Annotated in this window: 13 protein-coding genes; all 13 read left to right on the top strand. The window is 42.9% G+C overall.

Going from position 1 to position 16785, the window contains the following annotated elements; translation table 11 throughout:
• The first annotated feature begins 6 nt into the window (after nucleotides 1-6).
• The 13 genes from purD (at nucleotide 7) to BLL40_RS12330 (ending at nucleotide 16613) form a co-directional block, all read left to right on the top strand.
• Nucleotides 7-1275, top strand: coding sequence for a phosphoribosylamine--glycine ligase (gene purD, locus BLL40_RS12390; protein ID WP_073712217.1), 1269 nt, complete (start codon nucleotides 7-9; stop codon nucleotides 1273-1275).
• A 229-nt stretch (nucleotides 1276-1504) separates the two neighbouring features.
• Nucleotides 1505-3241: an adenine deaminase C-terminal domain-containing protein gene (locus BLL40_RS12385; RefSeq protein WP_073712261.1), complete on the top strand. Its 1737-nt coding sequence runs from the start codon at nucleotides 1505-1507 to the stop codon at nucleotides 3239-3241.
• Between the two features lie 35 nt (nucleotides 3242-3276).
• The gene (locus BLL40_RS12380) at nucleotides 3277-4257 is read left to right on the top strand and encodes a DUF3048 domain-containing protein (RefSeq protein WP_073712216.1); all 981 of its coding nucleotides are present in this window, start codon (nucleotides 3277-3279) and stop codon (nucleotides 4255-4257) included.
• A gap of 2 nt (nucleotides 4258-4259) precedes the next feature.
• Nucleotides 4260-4559 carry a YerC/YecD family TrpR-related protein gene (locus tag BLL40_RS12375; RefSeq protein WP_073712215.1) on the top strand — a complete coding sequence of 100 codons (300 nt, stop codon included), beginning with the start codon at nucleotides 4260-4262 and terminating at the stop codon, nucleotides 4557-4559.
• Nucleotides 4560-5034: 475 nt separating this feature from the next.
• Nucleotides 5035-5724, top strand: a complete 690-nt coding sequence (pcrB, locus tag BLL40_RS12370) for a heptaprenylglyceryl phosphate synthase (RefSeq protein ID WP_073712214.1) — start codon at nucleotides 5035-5037, stop codon at nucleotides 5722-5724.
• A 43-nt stretch (nucleotides 5725-5767) separates the two neighbouring features.
• Nucleotides 5768-7957, top strand: coding sequence for a DNA helicase PcrA (pcrA, locus tag BLL40_RS12365; RefSeq protein WP_073712213.1), 2190 nt, complete (start codon nucleotides 5768-5770; stop codon nucleotides 7955-7957).
• A gap of 17 nt (nucleotides 7958-7974) precedes the next feature.
• Complete coding sequence (gene ligA, locus BLL40_RS12360) at nucleotides 7975-9984, top strand: NAD-dependent DNA ligase LigA (RefSeq protein ID WP_073712212.1); 2010 nt, start codon at nucleotides 7975-7977, stop codon at nucleotides 9982-9984.
• A 12-nt stretch (nucleotides 9985-9996) separates the two neighbouring features.
• Nucleotides 9997-11166, top strand: coding sequence for a CamS family sex pheromone protein (locus BLL40_RS12355; RefSeq protein WP_245797947.1), 1170 nt, complete (start codon nucleotides 9997-9999; stop codon nucleotides 11164-11166).
• Nucleotides 11167-11285: 119 nt separating this feature from the next.
• Entirely contained in the window at nucleotides 11286-12095 is an 810-nt protein-coding gene (gene zupT / locus BLL40_RS12350) for a zinc transporter ZupT (protein WP_073712211.1), read from the top strand.
• A 431-nt stretch (nucleotides 12096-12526) separates the two neighbouring features.
• The gene (gene gatC / locus BLL40_RS12345) at nucleotides 12527-12817 is read left to right on the top strand and encodes an Asp-tRNA(Asn)/Glu-tRNA(Gln) amidotransferase subunit GatC (protein ID WP_073712210.1); all 291 of its coding nucleotides are present in this window, start codon (nucleotides 12527-12529) and stop codon (nucleotides 12815-12817) included.
• A gap of 12 nt (nucleotides 12818-12829) precedes the next feature.
• Nucleotides 12830-14275, top strand: coding sequence for an Asp-tRNA(Asn)/Glu-tRNA(Gln) amidotransferase subunit GatA (gene gatA / locus BLL40_RS12340; RefSeq protein WP_073712209.1), 1446 nt, complete (start codon nucleotides 12830-12832; stop codon nucleotides 14273-14275).
• Between the two features lie 13 nt (nucleotides 14276-14288).
• Entirely contained in the window at nucleotides 14289-15716 is a 1428-nt protein-coding gene (gatB, locus tag BLL40_RS12335; RefSeq protein WP_073712208.1) for an Asp-tRNA(Asn)/Glu-tRNA(Gln) amidotransferase subunit GatB, read from the top strand.
• Between the two features lie 135 nt (nucleotides 15717-15851).
• Nucleotides 15852-16613: an alpha/beta hydrolase gene (locus BLL40_RS12330; RefSeq protein WP_073712207.1), complete on the top strand. Its 762-nt coding sequence runs from the start codon at nucleotides 15852-15854 to the stop codon at nucleotides 16611-16613.
• The last annotated feature ends 172 nt before the right edge of the window (nucleotides 16614-16785 follow it).

Here is a 16785-nt window from a genome sequence, read left to right as displayed (position 1 = left end):
CTTTACATGAACGTACTCGTAGTCGGACGGGGCGGACGGGAGCATGCAATCTGTAAAAAGGCTGCGGAAAGCCCGCTGGTTGAGAATGTATTTTGCGCGCCGGGAAATGCCGGAATTAGCCGTGATGCACATATTGTTGATATTGATGAAATGAACTTTAAAGACATTGCGTCTTTTGCAAAGGAACAGAAAGTGGATCTCGTGATCATCGGTCCGGAAACGCCACTTGAAGCAGGGATTACTGATTATTTGACAAGAGAAGGTTTAAACGTATTTGGCCCGAATCAAAATGCAGCCATTTTAGAAGGTAGCAAATCGTTTTCCAAAATGATGATGGAAAAGTACGACATTCCAACGGCCCGTTATCAGTCTTTTGAAGACTATGATGCAGCGAAAGCATACATTGAGCAAGAGGGTGCACCGATTGTATTAAAAGCAGACGGTCTTGCCGCAGGGAAGGGTGTCACGGTAGCGATGACGCTTGATGAAGCACTTGCGTCTCTTGAGGATATGATGCTGGATAAAAAGTTTGGAGATGCGTCTGCACGTGTTGTCGTTGAGCAATATTTGCAAGGGGAAGAATATTCCCTGATGGCTTTTGTTCATGGTGAAAACGTCTATCCAATGGAAGCCGCGCAAGATCATAAGCGTGCGTTTGATAATGATGAAGGCCCGAACACAGGCGGAATGGGTGCATATTCGCCAGTACCGCATATTTCGCAGGCTATTAATGATCAATCGGTTGAAAAAATTATTCGTCCGATCGCAAAAGGCATGGTTCAGGAAGGGCGCTCCTTTACGGGCATCATTTTTGCCGGTCTTATGCTGACGGAAGAAGGACCAAAAACGATTGAATTTAATGCTCGTTTCGGTGATCCGGAAACGCAGGTTGTGCTGCCACGTCTTGAAAATGATCTAATACAGGTTATGCTCGATGTATTAGATGGAAAAGATCCTGAGCTATCGTGGAAAGACGAAGCTGTTTTAGGCATTGTCCTTGCTGCCAAAGGCTATCCAGAAGCATACGAAAAAGGCAATGAAGTGAAAGGGCTTAATAACATTGAGTCTGCATCCGTTATTCACGCCGGCACGTATACAGAAGGAGACGGTATCATCCGTGCAAATGGCGGACGCGTCCTGCTTGTGACAGGAAGCGGAGCAAATCCGGCCGAAGCACAGAAAAAAGCATATGTAAAAATGAAGAACATTGATACCGAAAATTTCTTTTATCGCAGCGATATAGGTAGCCGTGCTATTTCAAAAGCGGGTTTGTAAAAAGAGTAACTGTCTCATTTGAGACAGTTTTTTTGTGTGAAATCGGGACTATATAAAAGAGGTTTTTAATAAAATGTCCCAATTAAAGGCGATATGCAAGTTTCTTGCCAAAGTGTCAAATTTTCTTCACAATTTTAGCTTTTCTTTAGTGCGTCAGCATGTGATATATGATAAGATGATGGCAATCACACGATTTGAAAGCGATGTCATTTTGAGAGGGAAGATTATCATGTCTGATTTAAAACATAGATGGAAAAATAAACAGCTGCGTGAACAGGTCGCCGTTCTTAATCTTGAAAAAGCACCAACACTTGTTTTGCAAAATGCCCGTTACTTGCATTCGACGTTAAAACGATGGATGAACGGGAATATTTGGATATATGAAAATCGTATTGTCTATATCGGTGATGAAATGCCTTCGTCAGCTGATGAGGTTTTCGACTGTACTGGAAAAACGGTTGTACCAGGCTATATAGAGCCTCACGTTCACCCTTTTATGCTATATAACCCGAAGACGTTTGCTGAATATGCTGCTAAACGTGGAACAACGACACTCATTAATGATAACCTAATGCTGCTGCTGACACTTGAAGAAAAGAAAGCGTTTTCTTTAATTGATGAACTAGATCGTCAGCCGGTGTCGATGTACTGGTGGTGCCGGTATGATGCACAGACGGAGCCTGATAATGAAGATGATATTTTTGCAAACGGTGCGATTAATTCTTGGCTTGAGCATGATAGTGTCATTCAAGGTGGCGAATTAACAGGGTGGCCGAAGCTTTTAGACGGCGATGATATGATGCTGTACTGGATGCAGGAAACGAAAGGAATGAAAAAACGGATCGAAGGCCATTTTCCAGGTGCTTCTGAAAAAACATTAACGAAAATGACGTTATTCGGTGCAGACGGCGATCATGAATCTATGAGCGGAGAAGATGTACGTAAGCGGCTCATGAATGGAATGATGGTGACGCTTCGCCATTCATCGATTCGTCCGGATCTTGAAAAATTGTTGACCGAAATGAAAGAAATGGACCTTGATCAATATGATATGATGATGTTCACAACAGATGGATCGTCACCATCGTTTTATGAAGATGGAATTATTGATAAAATGATCAAAATTGCCATCGACTATGGTGTCCCACCGATTGAGGCCTATCATATAGCATCTTATAATGCGGCTCGCTACTATCGGATAGAGCATTTGCACGGTATGATTGCACCAGGGCGGATGGCGAGTGTCAATATTTTAACAGATGAATTTCATCCGAATCCGGAAGCGGTTTTGTCAAATGGAATCTGGGTCAAAAAAAGCGGAATGAATACATCTCCATTCCATAATGTTCAGTGGCAGCAGTTCGGTCATACGAAAATGCGCTTTAATTGGCAATTGAATGAAGATGATTTGCAGTTTTCAATGCCATTCGGAATTGAAATGGTCAATAATGTTATTACGAAACCATGTCATGTAATAAAAGATGTGGTAGGCGAGAACTTCTATATGGAGGAAGATCAAAATTATTTAGTACTCCTTGACTATGAAGGGAAGTGGCGTATAAACACGACGATTAAAGGCTTTGCGACGAATGTGCAGGGGTTTGCTTCTTCTTTTTCAAGTACTGAGGATATCGTGTTAATTGGAACAGAAAAAGAGGAAATGCATCGGGCATTTGAACGGATGCAAGAGATTGGCGGGGGTATTGTTCTTGCGGAAAATGGGGAAATCCTTCACGAAATTCCGCTTCCATTGTCCGGCATTATGTCCGATCAGCCGTTTGAGACAGTAATTGAGCAAGAACGGAAATTAAAAGAATTGCTATCACAGCGCGGATATCAATTTGATGATCCCATTTATACATTATTATTTTTAACATCGACTCATCTTCCATATATTCGGATTACATCGCAAGGCATGTATGACGTTATGAAAAAAACGGTACTCTTTCCGACGATAATGCGTTAAAATGGTAAAGTGAAAACTGTTTTTGGAGTGTCGATATGAAAAAAAAATGGATTACATTGGCAGCTGTATCTATATTGCTTAGCAGCTGTGCAAGTTCACAGTCTGTCAATAAGAGCGAACGAACTGAAATAAATCCGCTTAACGGTGTAGAGTCAGTGGATACTGATCGGCGCGCGATAGCAGTCGTCATCAGCAATTCTACAGAAGCACGTCCGCAGACGGCGTTAGAAGATGCAGATATTGTATATGAAATGTTGGCAGAAGGGAATATTACCCGATTTTTGGCCATTTATCAAAGTGAGTATCCTGAATTTGCCGGTCCAGTTCGCAGTGCGCGTGACTATTTTGTTGAAATAGCTATGGGTTACGATGCACTATTTTTAGCGCATGGGTACAGTCCTGAAGCGAAAGAGATGCTATTTGCTGGGAAAGTTGATCAACTAAACGGCATTCAGCACGACGGCGATGTCTTTAAACGTGATGCATCTAGGCAGGCACCTCACAATTCATATGTATATTTCGATAAAGTGTTGGATATGGCAAAAGAAAAAGAGTACGATATGGATTCTGCACCAGCACGACTTTCTTTTTTGACAAAGAAGGAAGAAGAATCATTGAACGGAGAGCCTGCTTCAAACGTCGTTGTTCATTCATCGAAAAATGAATCATTCGATGCCACATATGAGTATGATAAAGAATCGGAATCGTATTCTCGTACAATAGGCGGTGTAGAGATAAAGGCTGACAATATTTTCATCATCGAAGCGGACCATCGTGTCGTTGATGCAAAGGGCCGGCTTGATATTAATCTTACATCGGGCGGAGATGCCTTTTTAATTCAAAAAGGCATCAAGAATATGGTCAAGTGGCAAAATAAAAATGGACAGATTGTACCGTATAAAGAAAGTGGTGCGGCCTTGAAAACAGGACAGACGTGGGTTCACGTTGTACCTGTCTTAAGAGGACTGAATAGAGCAGTTGATGTGGAAAATGAAGGTGAAGGGAATGGAAGTTGATTATGCAGATAGATAAACTGCGTGGAAAAGCGCTCGACCAGCTGTTTCAAGCGGTTCTCTCGCTTCGTGATATGGAAGAATGTTATCGCTTTTTTGACGATTTGTGTACGGTTAATGAAATACAATCCCTTGCACAGCGTTTAGAAGTAGCGCGCATGCTTCAAGAAGGAAGAACATATCATAAAATCGAAACCGAAACCGGCGCCTCAACAGCCACTATTTCACGTGTGAAACGCTGTCTAAACTATGGCAACGATGGATATGAATTCGTCTTAAAACGCGTTTATGAAAAAGAAAAGTAATAATAACAAAGCTGTCTCTTTTCGGAGAGACGGCTTTTTTTTATAGATGGAAAAGGGATGAATGTTCATAGAAGACGAGATCTCGTCTCTCTAAAGGGAATTTGTTTATTCCGTATTAACGGGCAGTAAGACCCCCGCTTTATTCAAGACTTCGAAAAGAAAAGAAGGATAAGAGGGGGATCAACTGCCGGTAAAAGCCCGATTGGTTCGGGCCAGGATGAAGCCGGTCACTCAGGTAATGCCGCAGGACGCGGCGTTCTTTACCTGAGTTCCAGTTTATTCAGTGGGGTTAAGCGGAACGCAGACTAAGATCGTCACGTCCTGTGACAACGTCTGCATGATTCACATCCTGTGAACCTAACCCCGACTGAATGAAGTTTCACTTTATAATAAATGAAGTTTACTTACGAAGGCGAACTCTGCTTTTCGATGTTATAATATGAAGTTGTAACGCAATGATTGGAGGTTTCTGCGCATGTATGATGTTCATGAATGGCGGCATGTGTTTAAATTAGACCCGAATAAAGAGATTGATGATGAGTTGCTTGAACGTGTGTGTGAGTCCGGAACTGATGCGGTTGTTGTTGGTGGTTCGGACGGTGTAACGCTTGAAAATGTACTTGATTTACTAGTGCGTGTGCGTCGTTATCCGGTGCCCTGTGTACTGGAAGTATCATCAATTGAGATGGTGACGCCGGGTTTTGATTTATATTTTATTCCAACTGTCTTAAACAGTGCGGATGCCAACTGGATTACTGGACTTCATTATGAAGCGATGAAAGAGTATGGTGAACTGATGAATCCGGACGAACTTGTTGTTGAAGGCTATTGCATTGCCAATCTAGACAGTAAAGCGGCAAAATTAACAGGAGTTCAAATGAAATTGGATGTAGACGATGTTACTGCGTATGCCCGCATGGCCGGCCAGTTATTGAAGCTGCCGGTATTCTATCTTGAATATAGCGGCATGTATGGCGATATAGAAGCTGTTCAAAAGGCGGCAAATATTTTGCGTGATTCAGATACGACATTTATATATGGCGGGGGGATCCAAACCGCAGAGCAGGCGAAAGAAATTGGACAGTATGCGGATGTCATCGTCGTCGGCAACGCAATTTACGAATATCCAGAAGAATCATTAAAAACCGTCGCAGCAGTTAAATAATAGTATATAATAAAGAACAAACGTTCCGAATGGTGGTGGCAGTATGCAGTTTTTAACAGATCGATTATTGAAGGGCTTAAATCCAGAACAGCAGGAAGCCGTTAAAACAACAGAAGGACCGCTTTTAATTATGGCGGGTGCCGGCTCGGGTAAAACACGCGTCTTGACACATAGGATTGCGTACTTAATTGTAGAAAAAGAAGTAAATCCATATAATATTCTTGCGCTGACATTTACAAATAAAGCGGCGCGCGAAATGAAAGATCGTATTGGAGCGCTGCTCGGCGGTGTATCAGAAGAGATCTGGATGTCAACATTTCACTCGATGTGCGTACGTATTTTGCGCCGTGATATTGACCGGATCGGCTATAGCCGGAATTTTACGATTTTAGACACAGCGGATCAATTATCGGTATTGAAGAGTATTTTAAAAGACCAGAACATTGACCCGAAAAAATTTGATCCGCGCGCTTTGCTGGGGGCTATTAGTTCATCGAAAAATATACTTATTGACGCAGCTTCTTTTGCAAGACAGCAAGGTGGGTATCAGGATAAAGTAACGTCTGACGTGTATGCAGAATATGAAAAGCGTTTGAAAAAAAACCAAGCGCTTGATTTTGACGATTTAATTATGTTGACGATTCGCCTGTTTGAGCGTGTGCCGGAAGTACTCGAATTTTATCAGCGGAAATTTCAATACATTCATGTCGATGAGTATCAAGATACAAATAAATCCCAATATACACTTGTGAAATTACTGGCGAGCCGTTTTCAAAATTTATGCGTCGTCGGTGACAGTGATCAGAGTATATATCGCTGGCGGGGCGCGGATATTGCGAATATTTTATCATTTGAAAAAGATTATCCGCATGCGAAAGCCATTTTTCTTGAGCAAAATTATCGCTCGACGAAACGGATTTTGCAGGCAGCAAATGAAGTGATTGAAAATAATTCAAATCGGAAGCCGAAGAAGCTCTGGACGGAAAATTCAGATGGCAAAAAAATCGCTTATTTTCGTGCAGACAGTGAGCGGACGGAAGCAGAATTTGTTGCTCGGAAAATAAAAGATATAGGTGCAGCAGGAAGGAAATTGTCCGAATTTGCAGTGCTGTACCGGACGAATGCTCAGTCACGTCTTATTGAAGAAACGCTTATGAAGTCGAATATTGACTATACAATCGTCGGCGGTATTAAGTTCTATGACCGAAAAGAGATTAAAGACTTACTTGGATATTTGCGTCTTATTGCAAATCCGGATGATGATATTAGCCTTTCGCGTGTTATTAATGTACCGAAGCGAGGGCTTGGATCGACGTCGCTTGATAAAATTGCCCGCTACGCGCAAGAACATGATATTTCGATGTATAAGGCCCTTTCAGAAGTGGATTTTATAGGGCTTAGTGGAAAAGCAGCAAATGCCGCGGCTAGTTTTCGTGACATCATTAATATCTACACACAGCAGCAAGAGTATTTGTCAGTTTCGGAGCTTGTAGAACAAGTTATTGATCGTACCGGCTACGTGGACATGTTAGCAGCGGAGAAAACAATTGAATCACAGACGAGAATTGAGAACATTGAAGAGTTTTTGTCTGTTACAAAAGCGTTTGAAGAATCAAGCGAAGATAAAACGCTCGTTGCTTTTTTGACGGATCTCGCCCTCGTCGCAGATATAGACAAGCTTGGCAAAGAAGAAGAATCAACGGAATCTGTCGTGCTTATGACACTTCATTCTGCGAAAGGACTCGAGTTTCCAATCGTCTTTTTAATCGGTATGGAAGAAGGTGTCTTTCCCCATAGCCGCTCAATAATGGAAGAAGAAGAAATGGAAGAAGAAAGAAGATTGGCGTATGTTGGGATTACCAGAGCTGAAAATGAGCTGTACATGACGAATGCCGAAATGCGGACACTGTATGGCCGGACGAATATGAATCCGGTATCCCGCTTTATTAGCGAAATTTCGGAAGAGCTGCTTGAATCTGAAAACCCAAAACGACAGGCCAAAAAACCAGCCTCATTTGGACAGAAGAGCCGCCCTGTTATGCGTCCGCAACCGAATGAGGCTGCTCAGTTAAACTGGAAAGTGGGCGATAAAGCAATGCATAAAAAGTGGGGAATAGGCACCGTCGTGTCGGTGAAAGGAAGCGGCGACAGTACAGAACTCGATATTGCATTTCCAAGTCCAACAGGCATTAAACGGCTACTAGCTCAATTTGCACCAATCGAAAAAGCGTAATAGAAAGGACGACGAGTATGGATGTAAAAGCGGCTGAACAGCGTGTACAGGAACTTCATGATACATTAAATAAATATAGCTACGAATATTATGTGATCGACCGACCGACCGTTCCTGATTCAGAATATGATCGGCTTTTAAAAGAGTTGTCTACTATTGAATCAGAGTACCCTCAGTTGCAAACACCGGATTCACCGACGCAGCGTGTAGGCGGTGCAGTGCTTGATGCGTTTCAGAAAGTGCGTCATGATGTGCCGATGTTAAGTCTTGGCAATGCATTCGATGAAGCAGACCTGCATGATTTTGACCGGCGTGTCAGCCAGTCGATTGGTGATGCTGCTTATTCATACGTATGTGAATTGAAAATTGATGGTCTTGCGGTAGCGCTGAAGTATGAGGATGGCTTGTTTGTACAAGGGGCGACGCGCGGCGATGGGACGACGGGTGAAGATATTACGGCTAATTTAAAAACGATTCATTCCATCCCGCTTCGTCTGAAAAAGCCGTATACAATAGAAGTACGTGGTGAAGCATTCATGCCGAAGCAGTCGTTTATCGCACTTAATTGCATTCGAGATGAGCGCGGTGAAGAACCATTCGCTAATCCACGTAACGCAGCAGCGGGATCACTGCGCCAGCTCGATCCACGTATTGCGGCCCAACGCAACTTGGACATTTATCTTTACAGTATTGGAAACCCGGAAGCAATCGATGCGGAATCTCATAGTGAAGGGCTTGATTTGTTAGATTCTCTGGGATTTAAAACAAATAAAGAACGCCAAGTATGTAAAACGATTGAAGATGTTATTGACTATGTGAAAAGGCAGTCGGAAAAGCGGATGGACCTGCCTTATGAAATTGATGGGATTGTCGTCAAAGTGAATTCACTCAGCCAGCAAGACGAGCTTGGTTTTACGGCGAAAAGTCCCCGCTGGGCAATCGCTTATAAATTTCCGGCTGAAGAAGTCGTCACAAAGTTGACTGGTATCATGTTAAGTGTCGGAAGAACAGGTGTTGTGACACCGACAGGAGTACTACAGCCGGTACATATTGCTGGAACGACAGTTGGACGCGCATCGCTTCATAACGAAGATTTAATTCGCGAAAAAGATATTCGCATTGGCGATATGGTTGTTGTGAAAAAAGCAGGGGATATTATTCCAGAAGTCGTCAGTGTTTTGCTAGACCGCCGTACAGGCGAAGAAGAGGAGTTTCACATGCCGGCCGAATGTCCGGAATGCAGCAGCGAACTTGTTCGGCTAGAGGAAGAAGTGGCGCTACGTTGTATCAATCCGCAATGTCCAGCGCAAATTCGTGAAGGAATGAATCATTTTGTTGCACGTAACGCAATGAATATTGACGGTTTAGGTGAAAAAGTCATTGCCCTGCTTTATCGTGAAAATCTAATTAAAGACGTCGCAGATTTGTATACTTTAGAAAAAGAGGCTCTCATTCAGCTTGAACGAATGGGGGAGAAGTCAGCTGATAATTTACTGGCAGCAATCGAATTGTCCAAACAAAATTCACTTGAACGATTATTGTTTGGACTGGGTATCCGCCATGTTGGAGCCAAAGCAGCGAAAACGCTCGCAATGGAATTTGGCACAATCGATCGATTAAAAGAAGCATCTGAAGAAGATTTGACAGCGATTCATGAAATTGGCAGTAAGATGGCTGATGCGATCGTTCTGTATTTTGAACAGCCAGAAGTAGCGGAATTAATCGAGAAATTGAAGACAGCTGGTGTTAACATGACGTACGATGGACCAATGCGGGTTCAAGTGGCAGAAGGGGATTCGCCGTTTGCAGGAAAGACTGTCGTCTTGACAGGCAAACTTGAGCAGCTGACACGAAACGAAGCGAAAGAGCGGATTGAAGCGCTTGGGGGTAATGTTGCAGGAAGCGTCAGCAAAAAAACAGACCTTGTCATCGCCGGTGCAGAAGCTGGTTCAAAGCTTGAAAAAGCAGAAAAATTCGGTGTGGATGTCTGGAACGAACAACAATTAATGGATGAACTTATGAAATAAGAGGTGGCTTTTTTGAAGGTGAAATGGATTCTCACAGCAATGTCCGCTATACTGCTCATAACAGGATGTGCACCGGCTTTGCAAAATAAAGATGAAGTGACACAGGGAAATGGTGAAGAGCAGACAGCCATTATTCCGAGCTATCAAATTTCGGAAAACTTTTACCGAACGCTCGTGCCCTTTGAAGAGGGAAAGGCTCGTGGGATGATTGTGTCTAATTTAAATACTCGCTATGATATCGTTGAATTTGAAACGGGGCTAATGAGGATTGCACAAGAAAATTTTTCACCGAAGACGCATTTCTTTCGTGATGGACAAACGCTTGAAGCGGATGTTGTTCGCTCATGGCTGAGACGGAAATATACAGATGCTCAGCTGGCAGAAAAAGAAATGACAGCAGAAGAAAATTTGGGACTGAATCCGATTGATACGGGTGAGGGCTCTGTGGATGAACGAAATGAACGGGCACCGATTTATTTGGCACATATTATGGAGCAAAATTATTTAACGAAAAAAGAAGATAATTCATTGCAACTGGACGGGATCGTCATCGGTCTTGCACTAAATTCGGTTCACTATTATCAAAAAGAACAATATGGTGCTGAGTATGAATTTACGATTCCAGATGAAACGATTGAAGAAGAAGGAAAGAAAATTGCCGCGCAAGTTGCCGCGCGTCTTCGGACGATGGACAAAACGAAAAATGTGCCAGTGACGATTGCATTATTTCAACAGGCACCGAAAAATTCGGTTACAGCAGGCAACTTTATTGCTTATACACACTTGGATGCAGGCAAAACAGAAACGAATGACTGGAAAAGTATTAACGAAGAATATGTTCTGTTTCCATCAACTGCAGCAGAAGAAGCACATCGAGATGATGCGACATATTTTTTGAACTTTAAGCAGGATATGGAGAAGTATTTTGATAACTTTAATGGGGTTATCGGCCGTGCGCTTTACAGCGGTGGTGAATTATCCAGTTTGAAAATTGAAATCCCAATTCAATTTTACGGAAAAGCAGAAACAATTGGATTTACACAGTTCGTAACCGGGCTTATTATGGATCATTTTCCGGCGTATGTGCCAATTGAAGTAAGCATTACGTCAATGAGTGGGGTGGAAGCGCTCATCGTCAAAGAAGCCAATGAAGAGGAACCCGACGTTCACATTTATGAATAAGAGGAGAAGCCTGATTTGACCAATTTCGTCAAATCAGGCTTTTTTTGACTGGTATAAAAATTGTATGAGGACAAATTTTCACATACAATAATTAAAAAGGGGATAAAGGGAGGGTGTGTATGGACGAGAATGTTTTACTGGCATTAGGTTTAACATTGTTTGCTGGAATGGCAACGGGTATAGGCAGTGCGCTGGCGTTTTTCACATCGCGTACCAATACGAAGTTTCTTGCCTGGTCACTCGGATTTTCAGCGGGTGTCATGATTTACGTATCAATGGTCGAAATATTTGTGAAAGCAAAAGATGCGTTAGTCGGGGAACATGGAGAATCAACAGGCTACTGGTTGACAGTTATCGGCTTTTTTAGTGGGATGGTTGTTATTGCGCTTATTGATCGATTCATTCCATCCGTTGGGAATCCCCATAATGTTAAAACAGTGGAAGAATTCCACATGGAACCGACACATGATGAATATGCACGCTTGAAAAAGATGGGGATCTTTACGGCAGTTGCGATTGCGATTCATAATTTTCCGGAAGGGATTGCGACGTTCGCTTCAACCATACAGGACCCGAATCTTGGCATCGCCATTGCAGTCGCTGTTGCAATTCATAATATCCCGGAAGGCATTGCGGTTGCTGTTCCTCTTTACTTTGCAACAGGCGACCGGAAAAAAGCGTTTAAGTGGTCCTTTTTATCGGGACTCTCTGAACCGATCGGGGCTCTCTTTGCCTGGCTCATTTTACTGCCCTATTTAACAGATACGATGTTTGGGATGATATTTGCTGGTGTAGCGGGGATCATGGTGTTTATTTCTCTTGATGAATTGCTGCCGGCCGCGCAAAAATACGATCAGACGCATCTTGCTATTTATGGTGTCGTCTCGGGAATGATTGTCATGGCTTTAAGTTTGCTACTCATAATGTAAAAGAGGAAAACATCTCAAAAGCTGATTACATCAGTATTTAAGATGTTTTTTGATTGAAGAAATCAGGAAGATCAACTGGCACCGGACACGGAACTGCCTTGAATTTCAAGGTGGTTTCTCTTTTTCTCTGAACAATTATGAATGAAAGATGAAATCATGGTAAAATAAAGTGAAACTTCATTTAATGGGGGGGGGTTCTTTCCCTACTGAATGAAAAGGAACTCGGGTAAAGAGCACCGAGTCCTGCGGCAATACTTGAGTGACCGGGCTTTAGCCGGCTCGAACGAATCGGGCTTTTACGGGCAATTGATCCCGCAGTGAATCCTTCATTTCTTTTCGAATTCTTGAAGGGGGATCTTACTGCCCGTTAAGGCGGGATAAACTTTGTGCAAACAAAAGAATGCCGATACTTTTTACGGAGGTGGATTACATTGACACGAATTTCTGAGGAGCAAGTACGACACGTAGCGCATCTGGCGCGACTGGCAGTAACGGATGAAGAAGTGCATAAATTTACAGAACAACTCGATGCGATTATTACATTTGCTGAGCAGCTAAATGAACTTGATACATCAAACGTTAAACCAACGTCACATGTTTTCAATATGAAAAATGTGCTTCGCGAAGATAAATCAGAGCTTGGACTTGATCGCGAAGACGTATTGAAAAATGCACCGGATCAGCAGGACGGACAAATCCGTGTACCATCTATTATCGAATAAGGAGGAGAGAGAGTGTCATTATTTGATCATAAACTGAATGAGATTCAGTCAATGTTACATAAAAAAGAAATCACTATACCGGACCTTGTTGATGAATCGTTTAAACGAATCGCAGCAATAGACGGAGATGTGAAAGCATTTTTAACGCTTGATGAAGAGAATGCCCGCAATCAAGCGAAAGAATTGCAGGAATCAGGCAAAACGGGGATTTTAAACGGCGTGCCAATTGGTGTGAAAGATAACATTGTTACAAAAGGTCTACGCACAACAGCGGCGAGCCAGATTCTTTATAATTTCGACCCGATTTATGATGCGACGGTTGTCAATAAACTGCGGGAAGCAGGCACAATTACAGTCGGTAAATTAAATATGGATGAATTTGCGATGGGATCTTCGACGGAAAACTCAAGCTACCAGAAAACACGTAATCCATGGAATCTAGATCGCGTGCCGGGTGGTTCGTCTGGTGGCTCTGCCGCATCTGTTGCAGCAGGTGAAGTACCGTTTTCACTCGGTTCCGATACAGGCGGATCGATTCGCCAGCCCGCTTCATTTTGTGGCGTTGTCGGCATGAAACCGACCTATGGCCGTGTATCCCGCTTTGGCTTAATCGCATTTGCATCATCGCTTGACCAGATTGGTCCGATTACACGCAATGTAGAAGATAATGCGCACTTGCTTGAAGCGATTGTCGGTGTTGATCCGTACGATACGACTTCAGCAAACGTGCCAGGTGAATCTTTTGCGAAAAACTTAACTGGAGATGTGAAGGGACTGCGCATTGCAGTGCCGAAAGAATATCTCGGTGAAGGGGTTTCAGAGGAAGTGAAGCAGTCTGTGTTAGCTGCTTTGAAAGTGCTAGAAGGACAAGGTGCTAGTTGGGAAGAAGTATCACTTCCACATTCGAAATATGGCGTCGCTACATACTATTTACTCGCGTCATCTGAAGCATCGTCCAACCTTGCCCGTTTTGACGGAATCCGTTATGGCTACCGTGCTGAAAATGCGGAGAACTTAATTGATTTATATAAAAAAACACGTGCAGAAGGCTTTGGCGACGAAGTAAAGCGTCGGATTATGCTGGGCACATTTGCATTAAGTTCGGGCTATTACGATGCATATTATAAAAAAGCACAGCAAGTACGCACGCTTATTAAAAAAGACTTTGAAGATGTCTTTGAAAACTATGATGTCATCATTGGACCAACAACGCCAACACCAGCCTTTAAAATCGGTGAAATCATTGACGATCCACTTACGATGTATGCGAATGATATTTTGACGATTCCGGTTAACTTAGCAGGCGTACCAGGTATTTCGGTTCCTTGTGGATTCTCTGATGGAATGCCGCTTGGTCTGCAAATTATCGGCCGTCATTTTGACGAAAAAACTGTTTACCGTGTCGCGCATGTGTATGAGCAGGCGACTGATTTTCATAAAGAAAAACCAGAGTTGTAAAGGAGGGTATAAGGTGGAATTTGAAACAGTTATCGGACTTGAAGTCCACGTTGAATTAAAAACCAATTCAAAAATCTTTTCATCGGCACCGGCCCATTTTGGTGCGGAACCAAATACAAATACAACGGTTATTGACCTAGGCTACCCGGGTGTTTTGCCGGTCATGAATGAAACGGCTGTTGAATATGCGATGAAAGCCGCAATGGCGATCAACTGTGAAATTGCCGAAGAATCCATCTGGGACCGTAAAAACTATTTTTACCCGGACAATCCGAAAGCGTATCAAGTCTCGCAAAATGACAAGCCAATTGGCGAACATGGCTGGGTTGAAATTGAAGTGAACGGCGAAACGAAACGAATCGGCATTACGCGTCTTCACTTAGAAGAAGATGCCGGTAAACTGACGCACGCAGGCAAGCACTCTTTATGTGATTATAACCGCCAAGGCACGCCGCTTGTTGAGATCGTATCTGAGCCGGATATTCGTTCACCGGAAGAAGCATATGCGTTTTTGGAAAAATTAAAAGCGATTATTCAATATACAGAAGTATCAGACTGTAAAATGGAAGAGGGATCGCTTCGCTGTGATGCGAACATATCCATCCGTCCATTTGGACAGAAAGAATTTGGTACGAGAACGGAATTGAAAAATTTAAACTCATTCAACTTTGTACGTAAAGGGCTCGAATATGAAGAAAAACGGCAAGCTGAAGTTATCTCATCAGGCGGAAAAGTCGATCAAGAAACACGCCGCTTTGATGAATCGACAGGCAAAACACTGCTCATGCGTGTGAAAGAAGGATCAGACGATTACCGTTACTTCCCGGAACCAGATCTTCTGCCGGTGTACATTGACGACGAGTGGAAAGAACGCGTTCGCTCGACTATTCCAGAGCTTCCAGATGCACGCAAAAAGCGGTATATGGACGAACTTGGACTTCCAGCCCACGATGCAAAAGTACTCACCATGTCAAAAGAAATTGCGGATTTCTTTGAAGCGACAGCCGCAGCCGGTGCCGGCGCAAAACTGGCATCTAACTGGTTAATGGGTGAAGTACCTGCATATTTGAATGCGGAAGGAAAAGAGCTGGCTGAAACAAAATTGACACCTGATAACCTAGCGGGTATGATTTCACTTCTTGAAAAAGGAACGATTTCATCCAAAATTGCCAAGACTGTTTTTAAAGAACTGATTGAAAACGGCGGTGATGCTGAAGAGATTGTAAAAGAAAAAGGATTGGTTCAAATTTCAGATGAATCCGCTCTTTTGAAATTCGTTAATGATGCGCTCGATGCGAACCCGCAGTCAATCGCAGACTTTAAAGACGGCAAGAAAAAAGCAATCGGCTTCCTTGTCGGCCAAATTATGAAAGCATCAAAAGGACAGGCAAATCCGCAGGCAATCAACAAATTGCTTGCAGAGGAAATTACTAAGCGATAATGTATAGACGGGGCCGCCGGTTATGTACCGGCGGTTTTGTTGAATTTTAAATCCCGACTTGACTTATAGGAAAAGATATATTAAATTATATATAACCAATAAAAATAATCGGAATTAAAAAAGGAGGAAATGATTATGAGAGAAGAGTATGCAGTCATGCCAGGAGCAGAGTCCTTTTACCTTGAAGGAAATGATATTGGAATTGTGCTTTCACACGGATTTATTGGCACACCACAAAGTGTTCGGGACGTAGCAGAAGCGCTGAATGAACGTGGATTCTCTGTTATTGCCCCGCGTTTAAAAGGACATGGGACACATCAAGAAGATATGGAACGCTGCACACACAAAGATTGGTATGAAAGCTACTCTCGCGCGTATCGTTTCCTTAAAAAACGCAATAAACGCATTTTCTTAATGGGGCAGTCAATGGGGGGAACGCTGACGCTCCAATTTGCGGCCGAGCATCATGAAATTGAAGGAATCATTACGATCAATGCCGCACTTACACTCCCATCACTTGAGTATTTACAGAACGATCCCGCACCGCGCTTTATTAAAGAAGGCGCGCCGGATATAAAAAAAGAGAACGTCTACGAGATTACGTATGAGGAAGCACCGGTTCAATCCATTCGTGAACTACAAAAGCTCATGGGGCTTGTACCGTCACTTTTGCATCGTATTCATGTGCCAGCATTATGCATCAAATCAGCTAAGGACAACGTTGTACCGCCTGAAAATACATCATTTATTTATCAGTCCATTTCATCATGCAAGAAACAAATTGTGACGTTACCGAATTCATATCATGTTGCAACGATGGATAACGATCAGCATACAATTGTCAGTGCCGTCGCCGATTTTGTCTTCGATCAAATTCGTTCTAAAGCGGTAGGATAAAGTGAAACTTCATTCAGTGGGGGGAGGTTCACAGGATGTGAATCATGCAGACGTTGTCACAGGACGTGACGATCTTAGTCTGCGTTCCGCTCCTCCCCCACCTATCCGTCTTTTCTTTCAGATATCTTGAAATGGGGATCTTACTGCCCGTTAATGCGCGATAAATAAAAAA

It is taken from the genome of Domibacillus mangrovi (genome assembly GCF_001906925.1).
Lineage (GTDB): Bacteria > Bacillota > Bacilli > Bacillales > Domibacillaceae > Domibacillus > Domibacillus mangrovi.
The sequence above is the reverse complement of the archived record's forward strand: the minus strand, read 5'-3'. Positions and strand labels throughout refer to the sequence as shown.